The 21,694-nt window shown below is 58.3% G+C and carries 26 protein-coding genes; 11 read left to right on the top strand and 15 right to left on the bottom strand.

Going from position 1 to position 21,694, the window contains the following annotated elements:
* The first annotated feature begins 10 nt into the window (after positions 1 to 10).
* Genes ACFOOP_RS06720 through ACFOOP_RS06710 form a run of 3 tightly spaced genes read left to right on the top strand, consistent with a single transcriptional unit; the run spans position 11 to position 2,807 of the window.
* Complete coding sequence (locus tag ACFOOP_RS06720; protein WP_379880111.1) at positions 11 to 1,039, top strand: peptidoglycan -binding protein; 1,029 nt, start codon at positions 11 to 13, stop codon at positions 1,037 to 1,039.
* Positions 1,040 to 1,059: 20 nt separating this feature from the next.
* On the top strand, positions 1,060 to 1,938 hold the full coding sequence (locus ACFOOP_RS06715; protein ID WP_379880110.1) for a hypothetical protein: 879 nt from the start codon (positions 1,060 to 1,062) through the stop codon (positions 1,936 to 1,938).
* Positions 1,935 to 2,807, top strand: a complete 873-nt coding sequence (locus ACFOOP_RS06710) for a M23 family metallopeptidase (protein ID WP_379880109.1) — start codon at positions 1,935 to 1,937, stop codon at positions 2,805 to 2,807. The genes ACFOOP_RS06715 and ACFOOP_RS06710 overlap by 4 nt, the downstream gene beginning before the upstream one ends.
* On the opposite strand, the gene ACFOOP_RS06705 is transcribed toward ACFOOP_RS06710, so the two are convergent.
* The 11 genes from ACFOOP_RS06705 to ACFOOP_RS06660 all read right to left on the bottom strand — a co-directional run bounded on the left by ACFOOP_RS06705 (position 2,808) and on the right by ACFOOP_RS06660 (position 11,398).
* On the bottom strand, positions 2,808 to 3,227 hold the full coding sequence (locus ACFOOP_RS06705; RefSeq protein ID WP_379880108.1) for a DUF2306 domain-containing protein: 420 nt from the start codon (positions 3,225 to 3,227) through the stop codon (positions 2,808 to 2,810).
* 71 nt (positions 3,228 to 3,298) lie between these two features.
* Positions 3,299 to 4,030 (bottom strand): SURF1 family protein, encoded by a 732-nt coding sequence (locus ACFOOP_RS06700; protein ID WP_379880107.1) that lies wholly within the window; start codon positions 4,028 to 4,030, stop codon positions 3,299 to 3,301.
* Positions 4,017 to 4,385 (bottom strand): DUF983 domain-containing protein, encoded by a 369-nt coding sequence (locus ACFOOP_RS06695; protein WP_379880106.1) that lies wholly within the window; start codon positions 4,383 to 4,385, stop codon positions 4,017 to 4,019. The genes ACFOOP_RS06700 and ACFOOP_RS06695 overlap by 14 nt, the downstream gene beginning before the upstream one ends.
* A 9-nt stretch (positions 4,386 to 4,394) precedes the next feature.
* The gene (locus tag ACFOOP_RS06690; RefSeq protein ID WP_379880105.1) at positions 4,395 to 4,979 is read right to left on the bottom strand and encodes a hypothetical protein; all 585 of its coding nucleotides are present in this window, start codon (positions 4,977 to 4,979) and stop codon (positions 4,395 to 4,397) included.
* A 111-nt stretch (positions 4,980 to 5,090) separates the two neighbouring features.
* Positions 5,091 to 6,062: a cytochrome c oxidase subunit 3 gene (locus ACFOOP_RS06685; protein WP_379880104.1), complete on the bottom strand. Its 972-nt coding sequence runs from the start codon at positions 6,060 to 6,062 to the stop codon at positions 5,091 to 5,093.
* Positions 6,063 to 6,167: 105 nt separating this feature from the next.
* Complete coding sequence (locus tag ACFOOP_RS06680; protein ID WP_379880103.1) at positions 6,168 to 6,737, bottom strand: cytochrome c oxidase assembly protein; 570 nt, start codon at positions 6,735 to 6,737, stop codon at positions 6,168 to 6,170.
* 13 nt (positions 6,738 to 6,750) lie between these two features.
* Entirely contained in the window at positions 6,751 to 6,867 is a 117-nt protein-coding gene (locus tag ACFOOP_RS19895; RefSeq protein ID WP_491062255.1) for a cytochrome c oxidase system small membrane protein, read from the bottom strand.
* A 21-nt stretch (positions 6,868 to 6,888) separates the two neighbouring features.
* Positions 6,889 to 7,827 carry a heme o synthase gene (locus ACFOOP_RS06675; protein ID WP_379880102.1) on the bottom strand — a complete coding sequence of 313 codons (939 nt, stop codon included), beginning with the start codon at positions 7,825 to 7,827 and terminating at the stop codon, positions 6,889 to 6,891.
* A 104-nt stretch (positions 7,828 to 7,931) separates the two neighbouring features.
* The gene (locus ACFOOP_RS06670; RefSeq protein WP_379880101.1) at positions 7,932 to 8,312 is read right to left on the bottom strand and encodes a hypothetical protein; all 381 of its coding nucleotides are present in this window, start codon (positions 8,310 to 8,312) and stop codon (positions 7,932 to 7,934) included.
* 234 nt (positions 8,313 to 8,546) lie between these two features.
* Positions 8,547 to 10,220: a cytochrome c oxidase subunit I gene (gene ctaD / locus ACFOOP_RS06665; RefSeq protein WP_379880100.1), complete on the bottom strand. Its 1,674-nt coding sequence runs from the start codon at positions 10,218 to 10,220 to the stop codon at positions 8,547 to 8,549.
* A gap of 17 nt (positions 10,221 to 10,237) precedes the next feature.
* The gene (locus ACFOOP_RS06660) at positions 10,238 to 11,398 is read right to left on the bottom strand and encodes a cytochrome c oxidase subunit II (protein ID WP_379880099.1); all 1,161 of its coding nucleotides are present in this window, start codon (positions 11,396 to 11,398) and stop codon (positions 10,238 to 10,240) included.
* 254 nt (positions 11,399 to 11,652) lie between these two features.
* Here ACFOOP_RS06660 and ACFOOP_RS06655 point away from each other — a divergent pair, with 254 nt between their 5' ends.
* The 3 genes from ACFOOP_RS06655 (at position 11,653) to ACFOOP_RS06645 (ending at position 14,869) form a co-directional block, all read left to right on the top strand.
* Complete coding sequence (locus tag ACFOOP_RS06655) at positions 11,653 to 12,192, top strand: tetratricopeptide repeat protein (RefSeq protein ID WP_379880098.1); 540 nt, start codon at positions 11,653 to 11,655, stop codon at positions 12,190 to 12,192.
* A 77-nt stretch (positions 12,193 to 12,269) separates the two neighbouring features.
* On the top strand, positions 12,270 to 13,691 hold the full coding sequence (tldD, locus tag ACFOOP_RS06650; RefSeq protein ID WP_379880097.1) for a metalloprotease TldD: 1,422 nt from the start codon (positions 12,270 to 12,272) through the stop codon (positions 13,689 to 13,691).
* A 233-nt stretch (positions 13,692 to 13,924) separates the two neighbouring features.
* A complete protein-coding gene (locus ACFOOP_RS06645) occupies positions 13,925 to 14,869 on the top strand; it encodes a hypothetical protein (RefSeq protein ID WP_379880095.1) in 945 nt (314 codons plus the stop codon).
* Between the two features lie 39 nt (positions 14,870 to 14,908).
* On the opposite strand, the gene ACFOOP_RS06640 is transcribed toward ACFOOP_RS06645, so the two are convergent.
* Positions 14,909 to 16,042, bottom strand: a complete 1,134-nt coding sequence (locus ACFOOP_RS06640) for a DUF3667 domain-containing protein (protein WP_379880093.1) — start codon at positions 16,040 to 16,042, stop codon at positions 14,909 to 14,911.
* 126 nt (positions 16,043 to 16,168) lie between these two features.
* Between ACFOOP_RS06640 and ACFOOP_RS06635 the strand changes: the two genes are divergently transcribed.
* Both ACFOOP_RS06635 and gluQRS read left to right on the top strand, forming a co-directional pair.
* Positions 16,169 to 16,879, top strand: coding sequence for a DUF8692 domain-containing protein (locus tag ACFOOP_RS06635; RefSeq protein ID WP_379880092.1), 711 nt, complete (start codon positions 16,169 to 16,171; stop codon positions 16,877 to 16,879).
* 4 nt (positions 16,880 to 16,883) lie between these two features.
* Positions 16,884 to 17,762 (top strand): tRNA glutamyl-Q(34) synthetase GluQRS, encoded by an 879-nt coding sequence (gluQRS, locus tag ACFOOP_RS06630; RefSeq protein ID WP_379880091.1) that lies wholly within the window; start codon positions 16,884 to 16,886, stop codon positions 17,760 to 17,762.
* On the opposite strand, the gene ACFOOP_RS06625 is transcribed toward gluQRS, so the two are convergent.
* Positions 17,759 to 18,751: an aldo/keto reductase gene (locus tag ACFOOP_RS06625; RefSeq protein WP_379880090.1), complete on the bottom strand. Its 993-nt coding sequence runs from the start codon at positions 18,749 to 18,751 to the stop codon at positions 17,759 to 17,761. The two genes, gluQRS and ACFOOP_RS06625, sit on opposite strands and share 4 nt — an antisense overlap.
* Positions 18,752 to 18,857: 106 nt before the next feature.
* On the bottom strand, positions 18,858 to 19,463 hold the full coding sequence (locus ACFOOP_RS06620; protein ID WP_379880089.1) for a DUF1287 domain-containing protein: 606 nt from the start codon (positions 19,461 to 19,463) through the stop codon (positions 18,858 to 18,860).
* Positions 19,464 to 19,603: 140 nt separating this feature from the next.
* Between ACFOOP_RS06620 and ACFOOP_RS06615 the strand changes: the two genes are divergently transcribed.
* The 3 genes from ACFOOP_RS06615 (at position 19,604) to ACFOOP_RS06605 (ending at position 21,137) form a co-directional block, all read left to right on the top strand.
* The gene (locus ACFOOP_RS06615) at positions 19,604 to 20,026 is read left to right on the top strand and encodes a hypothetical protein (RefSeq protein ID WP_379880088.1); all 423 of its coding nucleotides are present in this window, start codon (positions 19,604 to 19,606) and stop codon (positions 20,024 to 20,026) included.
* A gap of 125 nt (positions 20,027 to 20,151) precedes the next feature.
* Positions 20,152 to 20,574, top strand: coding sequence for a YccF domain-containing protein (locus tag ACFOOP_RS06610; protein WP_379881524.1), 423 nt, complete (start codon positions 20,152 to 20,154; stop codon positions 20,572 to 20,574).
* 35 nt (positions 20,575 to 20,609) lie between these two features.
* Entirely contained in the window at positions 20,610 to 21,137 is a 528-nt protein-coding gene (locus tag ACFOOP_RS06605) for a GNAT family N-acetyltransferase (RefSeq protein ID WP_379880087.1), read from the top strand.
* A gap of 48 nt (positions 21,138 to 21,185) precedes the next feature.
* On the opposite strand, the gene ACFOOP_RS06600 is transcribed toward ACFOOP_RS06605, so the two are convergent.
* Positions 21,186 to 21,656 (bottom strand): NfeD family protein, encoded by a 471-nt coding sequence (locus ACFOOP_RS06600; protein WP_379880085.1) that lies wholly within the window; start codon positions 21,654 to 21,656, stop codon positions 21,186 to 21,188.
* Positions 21,657 to 21,694: the final 38 nt, after the last annotated feature.

Genomic DNA, 21,694 nt, shown 5'->3' with positions numbered 1-21,694 from the left:
GGGAGTAATCATGGCGCGACGGCGCTCTCGCAGCGAAGCCAATATCTGGCCGGGCTTTGTCGACGGTTTGTCGACCCTTCTGCTCGTCCTGATGTTCGTGCTATCGATCTTCGTTGTGGCGCAGTTTTATCTTGGCGACCGGCTGAATGTGGTCAAGCAGGAGCTGGCCGACAAGGATTCAGAACTCGCACGCCTGATCGCGCAGATCAATTCCCTGAACGATCAACTTGGTCTCGCCCAGGCTGACAGGGAGCGCCTAAATGCGCAGATCCTGTCGCTCGAAGACACGATCAAGGAAAAGGATGCCGAACTGGCGGGCCTCGCCGCCGCACTGGCGACAAGCCAGGCCGCCGTCGCCGCATCGGCTGAAGAGCTGGAGGCGGAAAAAGCGCTTTCGGAGGAACAGAAGAGCGAGATCGCCACCCTGAACGCCCAAATCGCCGCGCTGCGCCGCCAGCTTGCGAGCATTCAGGAAGCGCTCGACGCCGCCGAAGCCAAAGACAAAGAACAACAGGCGCAAATCGAAAATCTGTCGCAGCGCCTCAACGCCGCGCTCGCCCGCAAGGTGCAGGAACTTCAGGAAGTGCGCTCGCGCTTTTTCGAAGCCTTGCGCAAGGCGCTTGGCGACCGCAGCGACATCAAGGTCGTGGGCGACCGTTTCATCTTTGAGAGCGACATTCTCTTTGGCTCATGCTCGGCGACCCTCGGAGACGCCGGCAAGATTGAACTGAACAAGCTGGCAACCGCGCTTCTCGATATTCAGGGCGATATTCCGACGGAAGTGAACTGGGTCTTGCGGGTAGACGGCCATGCGGACGCGTCGCCGCTCGGGCCCTCCTGCCGCGCGGCGTTTGATTCCAATCTCGATCTCTCTGCACAGCGCGCCATTTCCGTTGTACAATATCTGCAAAGCCAAGGTGTGCCGGAACGGCGTCTTCTCGCCACCGGCTCCGGCTCTGCAGCGCCGCTGGTAGCGGGTTATTCCGCCTCAGCGCTCGCGCAGAACAGACGCATCGAATTCAAGCTGACGGAGCGCTGACACGCTCGAAAGGGGGAAGCATGAAGAAAATCCTGATCGCCGCCGCGAGCTTTACGGCGCTTTCGGGCGGGCTCGTATTCGCCCAGCCGCAAACAGAGACCCAAACAGATGCGCAGAGAGACACCCAGTCGGAAATACAAGTCTCCGAAGAAGAAGCCGCGCAAAACCCGCCTGACCCGCGGGTGATCGCCGAGCAGTTGCGCGCCAAGGCAAAGCGCATTCCCCGCCGCAATCTCGCCGCCGCCCTGCGTGCCGCCAGCGATGACCGCGACGACCGCGCGCGCACCATCGCCGCCCGGCCAAATCTCGACGCCTTGCGGGACGATTTAAAACGTACGGAGGCGGAAGACGCCGAACGCGACGCAGCGGAGATCCGCTCCCTGTCCAATCAAAGCTTCGCCGCCGCGCCGCGCCAGACAACGCCTCCTCCGCCGCCGCCCGGCATTCGCGCCATGGCCGCCTCAAGGCTTCGCAGCGCAGACGCCGAAGAAGTCAGCCGCGCGCGCGTGCCGGTGTTGCTGCCCGCCGAACTGCGTGACCGGATGAAGGTTTACGGCATGGAGAATATCTACACCGCGACGGCGACAATCGACGCCGAGGCGCGGCTGTTAATCTCCGGCACCTGCAACCGCGTCGTCGGCGGCGCGCCGGACACGGTCGCCTTCCGCAAACGCATCGCCGAAAGACCGCGGCGCCTCGCCGGTACCGGGGCGAGCTATCAGTTCAGCCGTAATGATTTCGGCGTGGATTTGAGCTTTTCGAAATTCGGCTGCGGCTATGTCATGACACTTGAATGCGGCGACCCGGGCGCCGATCCGCGCTGCGCCGCAGATGATTATCTCACCGGACTGGCCCAGTCGATGATCCTCGCAAACCCTGAACTCGCGGGAGGCGAATGATGAGCATGTTACACAAAACCTTCCTTGCGTTGTTGATGTCCGTTTCCATCGTCGCTTGCGATCAGCTTGGCGGCGAAGCCCCCGATCCTGTTGATCCGGGTCCCGTAGAACCAAGCGACCCGATTGAGCCCGATCCCATCAATCCTGACCCGGAAGAGCCGGACCCGCTGCCGGAAGAAGAATTTCTCGAAGACAGCGAAGGCCGTGAGTTCAGCTATGTGCCTGTTGGAGACCTGCTGCCCAATTCAGGCCCTGGCAATGTGGACAGCACGATCTACCGCCCGGATATTCTTTTTCCGCTTGAAGACGCAGCGTTCCTGAACAGTCAGGTCTATCGCTATGGCGGCGGTCAGGGCTCTCTTAACGGGATGAATGGCGGTCAGTGCGAGCCGTCAAATTACGACTATCCGTGGCAAGACACATTTTGCGAGTCGCGTTCGCGCTCCCAAATCATGTGCCCCACCGGCGGCCATGAAGGCGTCGATATCCGCCCCGCCACCTGCATCCCCGAAACCGGTGCAACCCATTGGGCCGTCGCCGTCGAGGACGGACGCATTGTCGGGCTTGAGGGATCGAAATACACGGTTCGCCTGCAAACCGAAGACGGCACACTATACCGGTATCTGCACCTTAAAATGAATCAGCTTGCGGTCACCGATGGTCAGTTTGTCACCAAGGGCCAGCGCATCGGCAGGGTGTCAAACGACTTTTTCAATTCCGTCGGCGAGAGCGTGCCCACCACCTATCATCTGCATTTCGAGATGTACCAGAATTATGCGCCCGACGAAGAAACCGAACCGGTGTTCGATCAGGTCAATCCCTATATGACGCTGGTCAACGCTTATGAGAAAAAGCTGCGGGACGAATAATCAATTGCCAAATGCGACCTGATGCATGATCCGGCCCGGCAGAAATGCAAGTATGCCGGCGATAATCAGTCCACCGATGAAAATGCCCCTGAAGGGCCGCGCATGATATTTAAGGCCCGGCCCACCCTTCACCAGCATCGTCACGCCAGCGACAACGCCAAACGCCGTCATGATGGTGAAAAGGTGGATCCAGGAAAACCACTTCACGAGCGGCAACCCCGGATAAAGCGCCGGGCGAACGAATATGCTGCTGATGGTGATGACAGACATCAGGACGATCCAGACGACGCCCAGCGTTTTGTGCGGCATCGTTCCTTTCGGCGCTGCAAATTGCACGACGCCCAGAATAAAAGCGGCGAACGCCGCAAAAGCATGCGCCTGAATAATCCAGGGAGCCTCAAGCAATGGGGTGAGCGACATGGCGTTCTCTCTCGCTGGAACGCAGAGGCGCGCCGGCGGTTCAATTCACTTTGTTTTTTAAAGTTAAGCACCTAATCCGGCTTTTTCAAGGAAAAAGCAATCCAGACCCCGACAAGGGTCGCCGCCAGACCGAACCAGGTCAGGGCGTATTCGAGATGGCGGTTGTTGAAATCAAGCCGTGTCGTTCCGCCTTTGGGCCAGTCCCGGCCCGCAACGGCGTACTGATCAATGTAATAGGCGGGCGCATCTATCCCGGCCTCAACGGCGAAAGCCTGCGGATCGCGCACAAACCATAATCCGTCTACGGACTTTCCCGTTGTCTGAAACCACGAGGCTGGCGGCGATGGCCGTTCCGCCGCACGAAGAAGGCCCGTAAACGCATCTTCCGTCGCGGCGGCGTCGCAAAAACACGGGACAGACAAGACGTCCTGCGGCGCGAAACCGCGATTAACATAAACCACGCCCGCCGCTGTCTCGACCGGCGCAAAAACATATGCGCCGGGCGCGCCGTCAAGGGTGCCGAAAACCCGCGCCTCCTTTTCAGCCTGCATGCGGCCGGCAATCGTCACCGGCGTATATTCCATGGCCTCGCCGGCGCCGGCGCGACGCACCGCATCGACAAATGGAATGGGCTCCCCATTCACACGCGCCTCAACCTGCGCGATCAGGCCTTGCTTCCATTCAAGCCGGCGCACCTGCCACGACCCAAGCGTGATGAGCAGCGCAAAGGCGATCGCAACGACAAAGGTCAAGGCAGGACGGAACTGAAAACGGTAAGACGACATATGTTTATTCGTCGACACGGCCTTCTTCGGCCTTATTCGCATATTGCAGCGCGATCATGGTCGCCTTCAAAGGCCGCAGCAAAGCCAGAATTAAGAAGGTGGCGAAACCGATGCTGAGCCCGAGCGCGACGCCAATCGGCGCGAACCAGACAAACCGGGCGATAAAGGCAAGCGCGACAGCGACAAAGCCGACAATGAAAATGACAAACACCGCGGGGCCGTCGCCGGAATCGGCCTTGGCGTAATCGAGCCCGCAGATTTCACAGGCGGGTCCGAGTTTCAAAAAGCCGTCGAACAATTTTCCCTGTCCGCACCGTGGACATTTACCGCCAAAGCCGGCGGCGTAGGGAGAGACAGGCGGGTAATAGGTCATGAATGAAGATTATTCCGTTTCTTCCAAGGGGGGCGCTGGCGCGATCAGGATTGCGGCGTCGACAATCTCGGCGACGTCGCCCCGGTGATAGGCCTTTGCAGCCTCTGTCAGTCCGCGCAATGTTTTCACCTTGCAGACAGAAAATTTTTCGTCGTCAGGTTCAAGATCGCCGCTCGCAATCAGCCGCGCGCGCAACTCCGCCGGCAGGTCAGGACAATTCATCAAAACCAGCAGCATACCGCCATCGCGTTTCGCGCCGTAATAATAGACAAAGTCATCACTCTCCGATGATTGCACAGCGTAACCGCCGCGCCCGATCCGGCGGAACCGCAGGAAAGCGGGATCATCGTCTTCTTCCGGATTGATGAAGCTATAGCCGCCGTCTTTCAGTTTGCGGGCCGTGAGGCGATCGCATTCATCGCCGGCTTCAATCTCTCCGTCCTTCAGCGGACAGGCGAGATAGTCGCCATCGCTAAAGGGGCGCGCCTTGCCAGTGCGCGCATCGAGCACCGGCACATCGGAAACAAGACACCCGCCAAGCGTCAGCATGGCGGCAAGTGCGAATGAAAAGCGGAAGAACGACAGAGAGCGCATAGTCACCCTACCCTGGCTGCTGCAAGTTTGCAGCATAGAGCGCCGGCGGGGAAAGGGGAAACCGGTTTGTCGCGACATAGGCGCGACAAACCCTCGCTCATCGCAAGCCGGTTAGGACAAAAGCCCCTGATTGCCGAGAACGTAGATAAAGGCGAACAGGAACAGCCAGACGACATCGACGAAGTGCCAATACCAGGCGGCGCATTCAAAGCCGAAATGGCGTTCCGGGGTGAAATGGCCCGCCATCGCACGGAAAAGGCAGACAATCAGGAAGAGCGTTCCGATGATCACATGCAGACCGTGAAAACCTGTCGCCATGAAGAAGGAGGAGCCGTATATGCCGCCGCCGGAAAACTTGAACATGCCGAGGGACAGCGCTTCGTTATATTCCACCGCCTGCAGCGCCGTGAAAATCATGCCAAGAATGATGGTGAGGACCAGGCCCTGAACGAGGCCTTTTTGATCATTGTGCTGAACAGCATAATGCGCCCAGGTCACGGTCGTGCCCGACAACAAAAGGATCAGCGTGTTGAGCAGCGGCAGCCCCCAGGCGGAAAGCGGCTCAACCCCAACCGGCGGCCAGACGCCGCCCATGGCGTGCACACGGCCGTCATTGCCGATAAAGGCCGGATCGCCATTGGCGTTCAACATCTGCGCGCCATCCGCAAGCATTACCGGCTCGAACGCAGTCGGGAACAGCGCGGCGCCGAAAAACGCCCAGAACCAGGCGGCGAAGAACATCACTTCGGATGCAATGAAAAGAAGCATGCCGTAGCGAAGACCGAGACGGACTACGGTCGATGTATTCTCGCCTGTGAGGCTTTCCTTGATGATGTCACGCCACCAGCCGATCATCGTCACTAGCACGCCAGCGAAGCCGAGCATGAACATCCAGTTGCCGGAAAGCGAAAACATCTTCGCGCCGCCATCCTCGTTCGCGCCGCCGATCAGCACGCCGCCGCCGCTGGACTTCATCCAGGCGACCGCGCCGATCATCATGATCGCCGCCGAGATCGATCCGACCAACGGCCATGGAGACGGATTAACGAGGTGATATTCGTGTTTGACTTCGTCGCCGGCCATGGCTGGTCCCTCTCAAGCGAATCCTGAAATTTGTCAGTGGTTTCTATACTGCGGCGCGCCGAAAATCCAAGCGCCAACCCCCATTAGAGGCCGCCAGCGCCCGCGCTATTCGGCCGCACTGTCCCCGCCAGAGCCAGTCTCGGCGTCCTCCCAAGGGAAAAAAGTGTAGGCCAGCGTGATCGTCTGGACGTCGTCGAGATTGGTGTCCTTCGCGATCGCCGGATCGACGAAATAGGTGACCGGCATGGAAACGGTCTCGCCCGGCTGCAGGGTCTGCTCGGTAAAGCAGAAGCATTCGATTTTCTTGAAATAAATCCCGGCCTTGGCGGGGGTCACGTTAAAGCTCGCGCGGCCCGTAACCGGCTTTGAAGAGAGATTTTCGGCCTCGAAGAAGGCGAGCGCGGTCTCGCCGATATGGAGGTCTTGAGAGACCTGTTCAGGCTTGAAGCGCCAGGAGAGCCCGTCGCTGACAGCGGCGTCGAACCGGACCGTCACCGGCCGCTCCAGCACCTCTTGCGCCCCGGCCTCGGCGCGCTGGGTCGTGCCGCCCCAGCCTGTGACCTGACAAAAAGCGCGATAAGCGGGCACGGCGGCGAAGGACATGGCGACCATGCCGACCGCGACGCCTGAAAAAATCAGCGCCGTCTTGCGGTTGCGGTTTGCGCCTTCGTTCATCACGCCCTCTTCCCTAATTCATGCTGAGCTTCAAAATCGTCACCACGAAGACAATCAGAATGAACCCCGCCAGTGACAGGGCGATCGCCAGATTGCGGCGCTTTCGCTGTTTCAGTTCTTCCGGCGTCATGGCTGTCTTTCCGAAGCTGGATCAGAGATAAGTCGCCGCCAGCGACTCCACAAGCAATGCGGCGAAAAGCGCAAATAGATAGAGAATTGAAAAACCAAAGAGTTTCTTGGCCGATCCATAGTCGCCAGGGGCTGAGCGGAACACCCGCCAGGACAGCCAGACAAACCCTGCGCCAAGAACGCCGCTGACGGCGAGATAAAGATAGCCCGCCATGCCGATGAAGAACGGGGCCAGCCCGGCGGCGGCGAGCACAATCGCATAGATGAATATCTGGCGGCGGGTCGAGGTCTCGCCCTGCGCCACCGGCATCATCGGCACGCCGGCGCGCTCATAATCGCCGGACTTGTAGAGCGCGAGCGCCCAGAAATGCGGCGGCGTCCACAGGAAAATGATCGCAAACAGCACCCACGGCTCAAGCGGCGCGGCGCCGGAAGCTGCGGCCCAGCCAACCACCGGGGGCAGCGCCCCTGCGGCGCCGCCAATGACGATGTTCTGCGGCGTCGAGCGCTTCAGCCACATGGAATAAATGACGACATAAAAGAAGATGGTGAAGGCAAGCAGCCCGGCGGCAAGATAGTTGGAGGCGAGCGCCAGTAGCGCCACTGACAGCGCCGACAGGAAACCGCCAAAAGCCGCCGCCTCAGCGCGCGGGACGCGCCCCATAGGAATTGGCCGCCCGGCGGTGCGGGTCATCACCGCATCGATATCTGCGTCCCACCACATATTGAGCGCCCCAGAAGCGCCAGCCCCCACAGCGATCGCGAATAGCGACACCGCCGCCAAAACAGGATTGAGCGCGCCCGGCGCCGCCGCCATCCCGACAAAGGCGGTGAAGATCACCAGCGACATAACGCGCGGTTTTAACAGCGAAAAATAATCCTCAGGCCCCGCCAGCGAATGGGCCGGGGCCACGCCCTTACCGGCGTTAAAATTCTCGGATTTCATTGTGCTTTCACTCATGGCGCGCCTTATGCCGGAAACATCGCGTCATGGAAACAAAAACCGAAAAACGGGCGGGTCCGTGAGAACCCGCCCGCTCGTCAATTGAACCTGAAAAAAATCGCTCAGCCTCTGGCGAGCATCGATTTCACGCCGAAAAAGATCAGGATCAGCACCATGAAAGCGATGAAATAGGCGAGCAGCGTGCCGGCCTGCATGTCCATGAATTGCAGCCAGCTATATTCAAGCTGGTTGACCGCCCTGTTGGTTGTGGCGACGGCGGCCGTATCCTCGGGAACAGGGCCCCGGAAAACACCTCTCAAAAACCCGCCGATAACGAAAAGCAAGAGCCCCAGAAGCGTCATCGAGCCAATCTGTGTGGACCTGCGCATCAGCATGACGGCCACCAGAACGGAGCCGAAAGCGATGACCAGCGCGATCAGATCCCCGCTCAGAAAGACCCCTTCGAAAATGTTGATCACGTCGTTGATGATTGTTTCAAGCATAGTTTACCCCTTCTCTTGCAAACACGGGCCAAGCCGAGTTGGAATCGAATTTTCGGGAACGCTACTGCGCCCCAAACAGCCCCCATGCGGCGTAAGTTCCGGAATCACGCCGCAGGAATTAACCCTCGTTTAATAAAGATTAACGTAAATTTTGTGAATTGGTCACGCTGCAACGCAAAAAAGCCCGGCTTGAAGCCGGGCTTTTTTTCAACGTCTATGAGTTGAGCGGAACCCCTAGTGGAATTCAGCGGCGTTCTTGTCGAAGCGCGGCAGTTCATTGAACTGGTGGAAGGGCGGCGGCGAAGGCAGCGTCCATTCCAGCGTTGTTGCGCCCTCTCCCCAGGGATTGGCGGCCGCTTTGCGGCGATAGATGAAGAACGCGTCGATCATCGCCACCACGAAGACCGCCATTGCAACGAGCGTCACGGCGTAACCGAGTGACGAAATCCCGTGCCAGAAGGCGAAGGCTTCCGGGTAATCGATATAGCGGCGCGGCATGCCTTGCAGGCCGAGGAAGTGCTGCGGGAAGAAGATCATGTTGACGCCGATGAACATGATCCAGAAATGCAGCTGTCCGAGAATCTCGCGGTACATCTTGCCGGTCATTTTCGGGAACCAGTAATACCAGCCCGCAAAGATGCCGAACACAGCGCCGAGCGACAGCACATAGTGGAAGTGCGCGACCACGTAATAAGTGTCGTGCATGTAGTGGTCGATGCCGGCGTTGGCGAGCAACACGCCGGTGACGCCGCCGACGGTGAACAGGAAGATGAAGCCCATCGCCCAGACCATCGGCGTCTTGAACTGGATCGAGCCGCCCCACATGGTCGCAATCCATGAGAAGATCTTGATGCCCGTTGGCACCGCGATGACCATGGTCGCCGCCACGAAGTAAGCCTTCATGTTCACAGAAAGGCCGACCGTGTACATGTGGTGCGCCCATACGATGAAGCCCACAAAGCCGATCGCGACCATGGCGTAGGCCATGCCGAGATAACCGAAGATCGGCTTGCGCGAGAAGGTCGAAACGATGTGCGAAATAATCCCGAAGGCCGGCAGGATGAGAATGTAGACTTCCGGGTGACCGAAGAACCAGAACAGGTGCTGGAACAGGAGCGGATCGCCGCCCCCGGCCGCGTCAAAGAAGGACGTGCCGAAATTGCGGTCGGTGAGAAGCATGGTGATGGCGCCGGCGAGCACGGGCAGCGACAGCACCAGAAGGAACGCCGTGACCAGCACCGACCATGCGAAAAGCGGCATCTTGTGCAAGGTCATGCCAGGCGCGCGCATGTTGAAGATTGTCGTGATGAAGTTGATCGCGCCGAGAATTGAGGACGCGCCCGCGAGGTGCAGCGAGAGAATCAACAAATCCATTGCCGGTCCGGGGTTGCCCGTATTCGCCGACAAGGGCGGGTACATCACCCAGCCTCCGCCAAAACCGAGATTGGAGCCGTAACCCGGCACAAACAGCGACGTCGTAATCAGGATGCCTGATGCGCCGTAAAGCCAGAAAGAAATATTGTTCATGCGCGGGAACGCCATGTCCGGCGCGCCGATCATGATCGGCACGAACCAGTTGCCGAAACCGCCGATCAGCGCCGGCATCACCATGAAGAAGATCATCAGGAGGCCGTGATAGGTGGTCAGCACGTTGTAGAAATTATAAGCCGCCGTGAGATCGCCGCCGGTGAACCGCGTCAGGATCGTCACGCCCGGCTCCGCAAGCTCCCAGCGCATCAGGCCCGACATCGCGCCGCCGACAATGCCGGCGATGATGGCGAAGATCAGATAGAGCGTGCCGATATCCTTGTGGTTCGTGGAGAAGAACCAGCGCACGAAAAACGGCGGCGTGTGGTCATGAGAATCATGGTGGGCGTCAGGAGCGCCATGTGCGTGTGCGTCAGCCATTTGTTTTAGCCCTTCTCTTATTCAGCCGCGGCGCTGGCGCCAGCCTGCGCGAGCTTCACATTGTCATCAATGAACATTGGATCGAGGCCCGCAAGCGCGCGCTGGCTGTCCACCCATGCTTCGAATTTCGGACGGGAGACGACCTCCACCGCGATCGGCATGAAGGAATGTCTGATGCCGCAGATTTCCGAGCACTGGCCGTAATAGACGCCTTCTTTCTCGGCGCGGAACCAGGTTTCATTGAACCGGCCCGGCACGGCGTCGATCTTGAGCGCAAAATTCGGCAGCGCCCATGAGTGAATGACGTCGCGCGCCGTCGTCGTCACGCGAATGCTTTCACCGACAGGAATAACAACGCGATTATCCACTGCAAAGCGGTATAATTCCGGCGTCGTCTGATCTTCCGGCAGCATATTCGAGGAATATTCGAAATCGCCAAAATCGGGATAGGAGTAAGTCCAACCCCACTGATATCCGCTCACTTTCAGCGTCATCGTTGGCGCCAGCACGACTTCCTTTTCACAGGCATCGATAAAGCGTTTCGACATAGGGCAGCCGGATACGTTTTGCGTCGAACGGCCGCCGCGCAGAATCACACTCGATCCCGCAGGCGCAGGCTCATTGAGCGATACGACCAGATCGCGCTCGCCCCAGCCTTCAACCTTGAAGTCCTTGCGGTTTTTCAGGGTGCGTCTTTCGGCGCCCGTATCAATCAAGACCTGTAGATGATCGGCGCGCTTGACCATGCGGCTATCCGGAAAGTCATTGGCGAACACAAAGTCCACCGTCTGGCCGTCACCGCGGGTCACTACCTGTTTGCCGTCAGGCGTCACGCCTTCCTTGTAAAGGAGTTCAAAAGACGGCAGCGCGATAATGAGAAGGATCAGAATGGGAATGCCGGTCCAGATGATCTCGACAAGCGTATTGTGGCTGAATTTTTGCGCCACGGGGTTCGCTTTAGAATTGTAGCGGACCATCACCCACAAAAGCAGCGCCAGCACCAGAAGGCTGATCACCGTCATCACAGGCATCAAAATACCGTTGTGAAAGAAGTGCACTTCCTCAGCCAGCGCCGAAGCCGCCGGCTGCATATCGATCCCGCCAGGCTCCGGCAGCGCATATGCGGCGGACGCCGCTAAAACGCTCAATCCTGCAAGCCCCGATAGAATTTTTTTCATTGTCGCATCCCGCGCCTGTCGCCAGCCCCCTGAACCGGGGCCAGCCATGCCAAAACTCGCCGCTTCGATACGCCTGCCCGAGCGCCAAGGTCAAACTTTTCGATCAAGCGATCCGGGCTGCTTATAAGCCCCCTACAGGCGGCGCGTCATCGCGCTTGGCGCGGAAAAATGGTCGCAGCGCGGAGGCGCCCGATCTGGCGGCGAAACCGCGATTTTGCTACAGTTGCGGAAAGCGGCGAATAGGAGCCTGCCCGATGAGCCTGAACATCAGCCTGTGGGGAGCGGCGATGCTGGCCATGGCCGCCTCAGGTCAGGACGCCCAGGATGGAACGCTGGTCTTCAAGACGGTGGTTCAGAACGCAATTCCCCATTTCGAGGACTGCTATCGCAACGCCGCTGACGGCGGCGCTGACTATGCGCTGCTGCGCCCTTGCGACCTCGCCCTTGAAAATGAAACTCTCACCCCGCGCCAAACCGCCATTCTGCGCGTTAATCGGGGCGTTATCCGCTATAATCTCGGGGATTATGAGGATGCAATTGAGGATTTCTCCGCCGCGCTGGACCTCAATATTAATGTGAAGGCCAAGGTGCTGGTCAATCGCGGATTATCCTTTGAGGCGGTGAGCGCCGAGCGGCTGGCGCGCCTCGACTATGAGTCGGCGCTCGCCTTCAATCCGGACAATCAAACCGCCCGGCGGCGGCTTGAGGAGCTGAAAAAGCCAATATATGAGCGCTCGCGCCTGCCCTCACGCATCAACGCAGGCCGTATGTTCCCGCCTGTCGCCGGAATTTGACGCGGAATCTCTTCAGAGCCTTTCTGATTTAGCCCTTTATCATTGCGAGGCATGAGCCAGCATCCTACATCTGGCTCATGAGTGATTCCTATTTTTTCTCCCGCACCGATCTCGACCGCGCCCGCATCCAATCGATCCTCGATGACGCTTTGAAAGGCGCCGACGATGGCGAGCTTTATCTCGAATATGGGCAGTCCGAAGCCTTTGTCTTCGATGACAACCGGCTGAAAACCGCCAATTTCGACGTCAATCAGGGCTTCGGCCTGCGCGCTGTCTGCGATGAATCAACGGGTTACGCCCATGCTTCCGAGCTTTCCGAGGCCGCGCTGAAGCGCGCCGCAGGCGCGGTGCATGCGGTCAAATCGGGCCGGGGCGGCGCCGCCATGGCCGATGGTCCGTCGCGGACCAACGCCAAGCTTTATCCGGACGACAACCCGCTGGGCGCCGAAAGCTTTGAGGAAAAGGCCAAGCTCCTCGCTGACATCAACGAATACGCCCGCGCCAGGGATCCCCGGGTGCGGCAGGTCTCCTGCTCCCTCTCAGGATCGTGGGAGGCCGTCGAGATTATCCGTGCGGGAGGCGAAATCATCCGTGATTTCCGGCCGCTTGTGCGCCTCAACGTGTCGGTGACGGCCGGCGAGGGCGACCGCCAGGAATCCGGCAGCTACGGCGCCGGCGGACGCGAGGGCTACGCGCGCTTTATCACCCCGGACGCCTGGCAGGCGCAGGTCGACGAGGCGCTGCGTCAGGCCCTCGTCAATCTGCAAGCCGAAGCCGCCCCTGCGGGCGAGATGGAAGTGGTGTTGGGGCCGGGCTGGACCGGCGTTCTTCTCCATGAAGCTGTCGGTCACGGTCTCGAAGGCGACTTCAACCGCAAGGGCACCTCCGCTTTCGCCGGCCGCATCGGCGAGCGCGTCGCCGCCCCGGGCGTCACCGTCGTCGATGACGGCACCATCGCCGGGCGCCGCGGCTCCCTGACTGTCGATGACGAAGGGACCCCGACCTCGCGCACCACCCTGATCGAGGACGGCATCCTGAAAGGCTATTTGCAGGACCGCCTGAATGCGCGCCTGATGGGCGTTAAAGCAACCGGCAATGGACGGCGCGAAAGCTTCGCCCACCAGCCCATGCCGCGCATGACCAACACCATGATGCTCGCCGGCGACAAAGACCCGGAAGAAATCCTCCGCAGCGTGAAAGACGGCATTTACGGCGTGAATTTTTCCGGCGGTCAGGTCGACATCACCTCGGGTAAGTTCGTTTTCAATTGCACTGAAGCCTACCGCGTCAAAGACGGCAAAGTCGGCGCCCCAATTAAAAACGCAGCGCTGATCGGCGACGGACCGAGCGTGCTCACCAAAGTGTCGATGATCGGCAACGACTTCAAACTCGATCCCGGCGTCGGCGTCTGCGGCAAGGCGGGACAGGGCGTGCCGGTGGGCGTTGGTCAGCCAACCATCAAGATCGACCGCCTCACGGTCGGCGGCGCCGGCGCTTAAACGGCCATCCAGGTCGCGCCATGCCCCGGCACATTCGCACTTTCAAAAGATCCGGGTTCGCAAACGCAGCACACAAGCGCAAATATCTTCATGCACAAAATGCAGAGGATAAAGCGCAGGCAATTATTGATTTCGCAGAGTGTTCTGAAAATCCTGCTGCGCTTGGCCATGAGTTCAGAAAAGAGTGACTATTCTTGCGAACTATGCTGCGCTCTCTGGAAATGGAGGCGGCCATGGCTCAACAACAAGCGCGAAAGCAAAAAAAAATACGATTGAGCACTCTTGAGGAATACCCGCCGGAAGAACCCACGCTCGTCAATATCGGCAACGCCGAACACTCCGTAAGCGGATTGCCAGAAGGCTATCCTTCTTCTCCTGCTGAAGCGCAGGCGCTGATTCTGAAGGCATTCTCCCCGATGGACGATGATGTTGACAAAGCGTTGAATTCTTCAACAAGGCCCCTAAGGAAAGCGAAAACAATCTATCAAGACAGGGTTGTGCGAATTCGCGCCCTTGAAGGCGGCTCCAAGGTTCTCTTTGTTTCATTTACAGGAATAGGGCACCAGCTTGGAGGCCTGCAAACCGATGAGTTCATCGGCACCATTCACGATGGCGGAAAGAATACCGCGCTCTTTGTCAGCGACATGCAACGGCTGTGGTATAATCACGCCAACCTTGTCCCCCAGGCGCTCCGGACAATTTGGACCATACAGGACGATCTGCAGCCAAAAAAAGTCGTCGCCATTGGCAATTCCATGGGCGGCTTTGGCGCCATCCTGTTCTCACGGATGATCAACGCAGACACTGTGATCGCGATTTCTCCGCAATTTTCGGTATGCGATGAAATTGTACCCGAGGAAGACCGGTGGCGCGAATTCCGTCAGCGGATCAAGATGTACCGATATCCCGATATCGCCCACGCATTCGGCAACAAAACTCAATACTTTGTTTTTTCAGGAGTGATTCCCGAGGAGCGGCGTCACATGGACCGCCTTCCCGATGCGCGAAACATACACAAGTTTTACGTGCCAAATCAGGGCCACTCCCTCGCCGCCGTTTTTAAGGAAAACGGCATTCAAAAGCGTATCGTCTCTTCGTGCTACACCTTGCCGCCGATGATCGCGGATATGAGAATCCGGCGCTTGCTGAAAAAAACATTTGGCGGCAAAGCGTCCTGACACAACCGCCATTGGGCGCCTTTGTGGCGACAGTTTCGATCAGGCGGTCGCACGCCAGACAATGTTCGACAGGATCGCCAGCAGAATTGAGAACAGGACGGCAAGATAGAGCGCGCCGGAAACAAGGGCCGTCCAGATCGTTTTCACCCAACCCCGGCCATAAGCGCGCCTCAACACTGCGATATAATAAACTGACAGGGCCGCAAAAGCCGCAACCCCCATATAGGGCGCGCCGAGTTGTGCGAAAATGAGACTGAGGCCAATGACGGCGAAGCCCGCAGCATGGGTGTAAAAAGCCAGGACCAAATGGTCGAAGAAAAGCACGCCGCGCCTTAGAAACAAGCCGAGAATAAGCGCCAATATAGGCGTCATGAAAAACAACACTCGCGGCAGCCAGTCATTAAAGGCGTCGTTGAATTCGCGTGGATTGGTGACCGCCCAGTTGATCCCCTCAAAAACCCGGTTGACGACTTCACCGGCCTGCTCGCGCTCCGTTTCGATCCCCTCGTCTTCCCCGACAGCGACATCTTCGGACGCGTCGATGACCTCTTGAGCATCATCGCGCGCATCGCCGAGACAAGCATTGATCCGCTCCCTATCGATCCGGAGATTTTTTTCCTTTACAAAAAATCGAAGCTGGCTCTCAAAGCTGCATTTGCCAGTCCTCGCTTCCTCGCTAAGCTCAACGCCCGCCTCTTCCGCCGCCGCGATAGCGGTTTCAAGTTTTTCCGGATCGGAATCTCTGAATTTAACCTCCACACCGACAAACAGCGTGTTGGTAAGGCCGATGGTCAGAAAAAACAGAAAGCTGACGACCAGAAACAACCGAACCGGGGGCGTAAATCTTGAGCGCCGGCCATGGGCGTATTCATTCGGCACGCGCCCCGGTGAAATTGCGAGCATCCCGAGCGTGCGCCACATACGCGAGTCGAAGCCAAAAGTGTCTTTCAGGAAATCCTTGCCGAGCACCCATGAACTGCGGCGCAGATCGTCATTCTTTTGACCGCATGAGGAACAATAAGGTCCGCGCACGTCGCCGCCGCAGGAAAGGCAGACCGCGCCGGCCGCGATCGCCGCTTCGGTCAGCCCGCCTGCGCCGGGCAAGCCGCCGCCAGCGTCTCCGCCGCTTTCCCCTCCGGCGTCTCCGCCATCAAGATCGTCAATTTCGCTCATGCCCCTCGCCCTTCCGGCGCAAGAATAGCAAGCGTCTTCAGCAAATTGAAGCTCCCTTTAAGCGATGATTGCGTGGAATGGCGAGCGTGACTATGCAGGAACCGGATATCACCCATAAACCTATTTGTGTTTTTTCTCCTTATGCACCTGAAAACCCTTTTCACATCGCTTTCCGCCTCCATTCTCCATGCCAGTGCGCATGCGCGCCGCACAGGCGCGATTTCGCTTGGCGTCTTTCTATTTATCTGGGCGGCTTTCTCCGGCGCCCATCTTCTGCAAATGCGGGGCTATCTTGCATCAGAGCAATGGCTGCTGTTTACAGATGGAGGGTATGCGGAATATGCCGAACATATATTGCTGCTCATCGCTTCAGGCGCATTTTTAAAACTCTTCCTGCGGAGCCGTGATGCTGCCTATGCGGTGATTGCCGTTATTCTTGTTTATATCACAGCAGACAATGCGCTGCGCCTGCATGAGATTGTCGGAGAACATTATGCAGACGCAGGTTTCGGCGCGCCCTTGTCCCGGCTTCTTCCAAAGCAGTATGGTGAGGTCTTATTCCTGGGGGCCGCGGGCGCGATTCTCCTGACGGCGCTTTTTCTCGCAGCCCGCAAAGCCGTCGCCCCGGCGCGCCAGGCGGCATGGATTATTGCTGCGCTTATTTTATGCATCGGCCTCTTTAGCGCCGTTATCGATACGGTGGGCGGCATGGCCGGCATATGGCAACTTGTCTTTCTGGAAGACTGCGGCGAGTTCTTCACGATTGCGCTCATCGCGGCTTATGCGATGTTTCTGACGGCGAAGCTCTCTCCGCATAACGGCCCCGCCACGGGGTGAAGGTGTGCGAAACGAACCCTGCAAGTTCACGACCCGCTTCGCCCCCTCGCCTACAGGGCTTTTGCATCTCGGCCACGCTTACTCAGCGCTACTCGCACATCGCGCCGCGCAAGACGCGAACGGACGTTTTCTCCTACGCATCGAAGATATCGACCAGACGCGCTGTAAACCGGAATTTGAAAACGCAATTTACGAAGACCTTTCCTGGCTGGGCCTGAACTGGGAAACCCCGGTGCGCCGCCAATCAGAGCATTTCCATGATTATATGTCGGCGCTCGACATCCTGCGTAAAAAAAATCTCGTCTATCGGTGTTTTAAAACGCGCAAGGAAATCGTCGATGAAATCGCACGCGCACCGCATCTGACAGCGCAAGGGCCCGAAGGCCCGGCCTATTTCGGCGCGCCGCTGCCGGCTGATGAGGAACGTTCGCTACTCGACGAAGGCGCGCCTTACGCCTGGCGACTGTCCATTTCCGCCGCGAAAGACTTTCTCGGCGACGCTTATGAAGACCTTTGCTTTATCGAAGAAACGCCGGACGGCGAACGAGCCATCAAGGCGGACCCGTCACTTTTCGGCGATGTCGTCATCGCCCGCAAAGACAGCGGCACGAGCTATCATCTGGCTTCCGTTCATGACGACGCCTTGCAAGGCGTCACCCATGTAATCCGTGGAGAAGACCTCTATCACGCCGCGCATCTGCACCGGCTGTTGCAAGCGATTTTCGATTATCCGGCGCCGACATACCGCCACCACCGGTTATTGACGGACGCAAGCGGCCGCCGCCTCGCCAAACGCGACAAGGCGGCGACCTTAAAGGCATTACGCGAAAGCGGCGCCGAGGCGCGCGACGTCATTGCCCGCCTCGGTTTTTCTGACGCCTAGCCGTTCAGGCTCGAAGACGTCGTCTCCGGATAACGCGCGCCCACAACAGCGTCAGGCGGCACGGCTTTTTCAATCGCCGCAATGTCTTCATCCGTCAGCTTGACCTCAAGCGCGCCGAGATTTTCTGCAAGGCGCGAGAGTATTTTTGTTCCCGGGATCGGGATGATGTCGTCGCCTTTCGAAAGAAGCCAGGCGAGGGCGATCTGCCCCGGCGCGGCATCTTTCGTTTTGGCGATGATAGAAATCTGATCCACAAGCGAGAGGTTTTTCTCAAGCGCGCCGTCTGCAAAACGCGGGCTCATCACCATGCGATAATCCGTTTCGCTGAAATCTTTCTCGCTGCGAAAGGCGCCAGTGAGCAAGCCACGCCCGAGCGGCGAGTAAGCGACAAAGGCGACGCCGAGATCACGGCAGGCCGGAATGAATTCCGCCTCCATATCGCGGGTCACGATGGAATATTCCGATTGAACCGCTGCAATCGGATGAACGGCGTTGGCTTTTTTCAACGTGTCGACGCTGACTTCGGAAAGCCCGAGGGCGCGCACCTTACCCGCCTTGACGAGATCCGCCATGGCACCGACCGACTCCTCAATTGGCACTTCCCTGTCGCGCCGATGCATATAGTAAAGGTCGATCACATCAACGCCGAGGCGTTTCAATGACGCGTCACAGGATGCTTTTATATATTCCGGATCGTTCGAAAGCCCGAGCCATCCGCCGTCATCGCCGCGCTGAATGGCGAATTTCGTCGCCAGCACAACATCATCGCGATGCTTTTTCAAAAACCCTGAAAGCTGTTCTTCATTACGTCCTGATCCATACATGTCGGCCGTGTCAAAGAAATTCACCCCCTGCTCGAGGGCGGCTTCAAGAATTTTTTCCGCTTCCGCGTTGGATAAGGGATCGCCATAGAATTCTGCGAGTCCCATACAGCCGAAACCGAGCCGTGAGACTTCAAGGCCTGACCGGCCTAAAGGAACCTTGCGCATCTGCGCCTCCTGCAATTTTGTGAAAACAGCGCAGACTCAGCGCCGATGACGCGACTTTACGAAAACTCTTGCGGCGATCAATTCTTGAAAATCACTTGCACCGTTCCTATGTGTGCGCCTCGATGAACTCGCTCGTCACACGATAGTGACCGGTCATCGGCCAATCAAACAGAACATCCTCAAGCTTCGGTCCGGCGCCGATATTATGCACCACCATGGGGCGGCCGGAGGGACCGATGCGATCCGTCACGACGCCAATATGGGGAAGCCAGCCATCATCACCGCGCAAATTCCACGCGACGATATCGCCCGGCAAATAATCCGCCGGCGCTTCGCTTGGCGCCAGCCGCGCGCCTTTGCGGGTCAGGAATGTTTCGAGATTGGGCACGCGCCGGTGATCTATATTGGAATCGGGCCGCGTCAGCCCCCAATGGGCTGGATAGGCGCTGAAATTGGCGCGCATATCTTCGTGGACAAGCTGCTGCAAATCGACTCCGAGCGCACGCAGGGCCCGCACGACGACATCGGCGCAAACGCCGCGATCCGGCGCAACATCGCCCATGGGATAGGACAGCCGCACATAGGCCGGATCGTAGACAACGCGGTGGCTGGTGCGATCAATTGCGGCGGCTGAAAACCGGGCGCCAAATTCTTCACCTTGCGCCGAGGCGGCCGCAAATGAGCAAAATCCGGCCGCAAGTATGGCGCTCATCACTTTCATGACAGCACTTCAGCATGGAAATGCGGCGCAGAAATGGCGCGCCAACACGGCGACCCCGCCGAAACGTGATGTGACGGCGCGGTCCGCCCGCGCCTATAAGCAACCATAGGGACTGTAATTGGGGGTTTGCCATGAAAGCTGTTCTACTTCTCGCCTTGCGCGCGACCACGGGCGCGCTCCTGATCATATGGGGTGTGCTGAGGGTCATGACCCCGCAAACCGCGGTGGGCCTTTCGGAAAAATATTATGGCGGGATGATCAGCGCAGATGCGTTGATCATGCCCCTCGCCTATGGACAGATCGCGCTCGGCGCGCTGGTCATTCTCGGCTTCCTTCGCAAGGTCATCTACCCGCTTCAGGCGATTGTTCTTGTCGGCGGCGCCGCGGCGATCTGGAAATATCTGGCGGACCCGCTGGGCCTCTATCTGTTGACGCCGGAGACAAACAAGCTCCTGTTTTTCCCGTCGACCACAGTAGCTGTCGCCTCGCTCATCATCATTTTTTTCAAAGAATATGACCGCATAGCGCTTGACCGGCTGTTAACCAAGGCGTGAGAACGCGCCGGGTCGTGCCATTTACGCGGTGAAATACATGGCGCCGCGCGCATCAGGGCCTATATCCTTGTTGAAGAAGGAGACGCCTTATGTACCCGGAACACCCCCTGCGCGACGAAAGCTCGATGTCGGTTTTCTCGCTCGTCCTGAACATTCTCTGGCTGGCGCTGGGCGGCGCTGTCGCTGCACTCGGCTGGTTCGTCGCCGCGTTGTTCCTGATGATCACCATTATCGGCCTGCCTTGGGCGCGTGCAGCCTTTGACAATGGCGTCTACACGCTCTGGCCGTTTGGCGCGAAGCCGATCAACCGCGAATTTCTTTATGGCGAGGAAATCGGCACAGGTCCTCTTGGCTTTCTCGGCAACATCATCTGGTTTGTGCTCGCCGGCTGGTGGCTGGCGCTCGGCCATGTGGTCGCCGCGTTCTTTCTCGCTATCACGATCATCGGCCTGCCCTTCGCCTGGGCGCATTTAAAACTGGCCGGCTTCGCGCTCTGGCCGATCGGACGGACGCTCGCGCATTCAGAGTTCAGACGCCGGGCCTATTGATTGACTTTCCGGATGGTGGGCGGCTTTCTTCCGTTATGGAGAAAGCTGCACACACGCTAAGATCTGCGACACCATCAGACGCAGACACGCTTGTCCGGCTGTGGACATCCACTTTCAACGACGCCTATCACGACCTTCATTCACCCCAAGACATCAACTCCTATTGCGCGGCGAACTATACGCTTGCCCATGCCACAGGCGTTTTGACGGATGGTGAACATGAGTGCGTCATCGCCGGCTCTGGAGATAGGTCCACTGGCCTACTGGTGATCAAATGGGCGCCGTGCCCCGTTGATATGGATGGACCTTCAGCGGAATTGAAACAGATCTATATCAGCGCCAGCGCATACGGAACCGGCCTCGGCAAAATGCTTTTTGAAAAAGCCATCGCAATGCTTGTCGACAAAAACATCCAATGGATGTGGCTCACCGTCTCTGACTCCAACCCCAGAGCCAAGGCGTTCTACGAGAAAAACGGATTTTCGCATTACGGCGCTGGTCCAGACCTTCATGTCGGGAAGGATGTTCTGGCGTCATCAATTCTGGTGCGGCGTGTGAAATAAAAAAAGGCGGCCAGCAAGGCCGCCTTTCAATTTCAAGCGGAACTGTCTTCAAACCGCCTTCACGAACAGCTTTGTTCCTTCGGCGCCCGTAATTTCAACGACCGCGTCTTTGGAGAAATTCTCACCGTTTTCACTTTCCGCCAGCCATTGCGTGTCGCCATAACGCACCTTGCCGGCGCCGTTTGAAAAGTCAGCGTCAACAATGGCGCGCTTGCCGATTTTCTGCGCGCCGCGTTCATTGAGCGTCAGGTGATCGGCCTGGCTTTTGTGCAGCCACGGCTTCACATAAGGCGGCGCCACCAGCGACAGGGCAATCGTGACCACCGCAAAGACAATCAGTTGCAACTGCCACGCGCCGTCAAGCGGACCAAGATCAAAGAAACCCGCGACAAGAGCCGCCGTCGCAGGCCACAGAAAATAGGTGGAGCCGGTCATCAGTTCGATCACCAGAAAAACCAGCACCAGCACCCACCAATACCAGAACGGCATGTCGCTGAGAAATGTGATGAGACTATCCATGGCAACGCCCCTTTCTTTTATGGCCGCCCGCCCCGGCG

This window comes from Hyphococcus aureus, assembly GCF_042643165.1.
Lineage (GTDB): Bacteria > Pseudomonadota > Alphaproteobacteria > Caulobacterales > Parvularculaceae > Hyphococcus > Hyphococcus aureus.
This window is presented reverse-complemented; position numbering and strand designations above follow the sequence as displayed.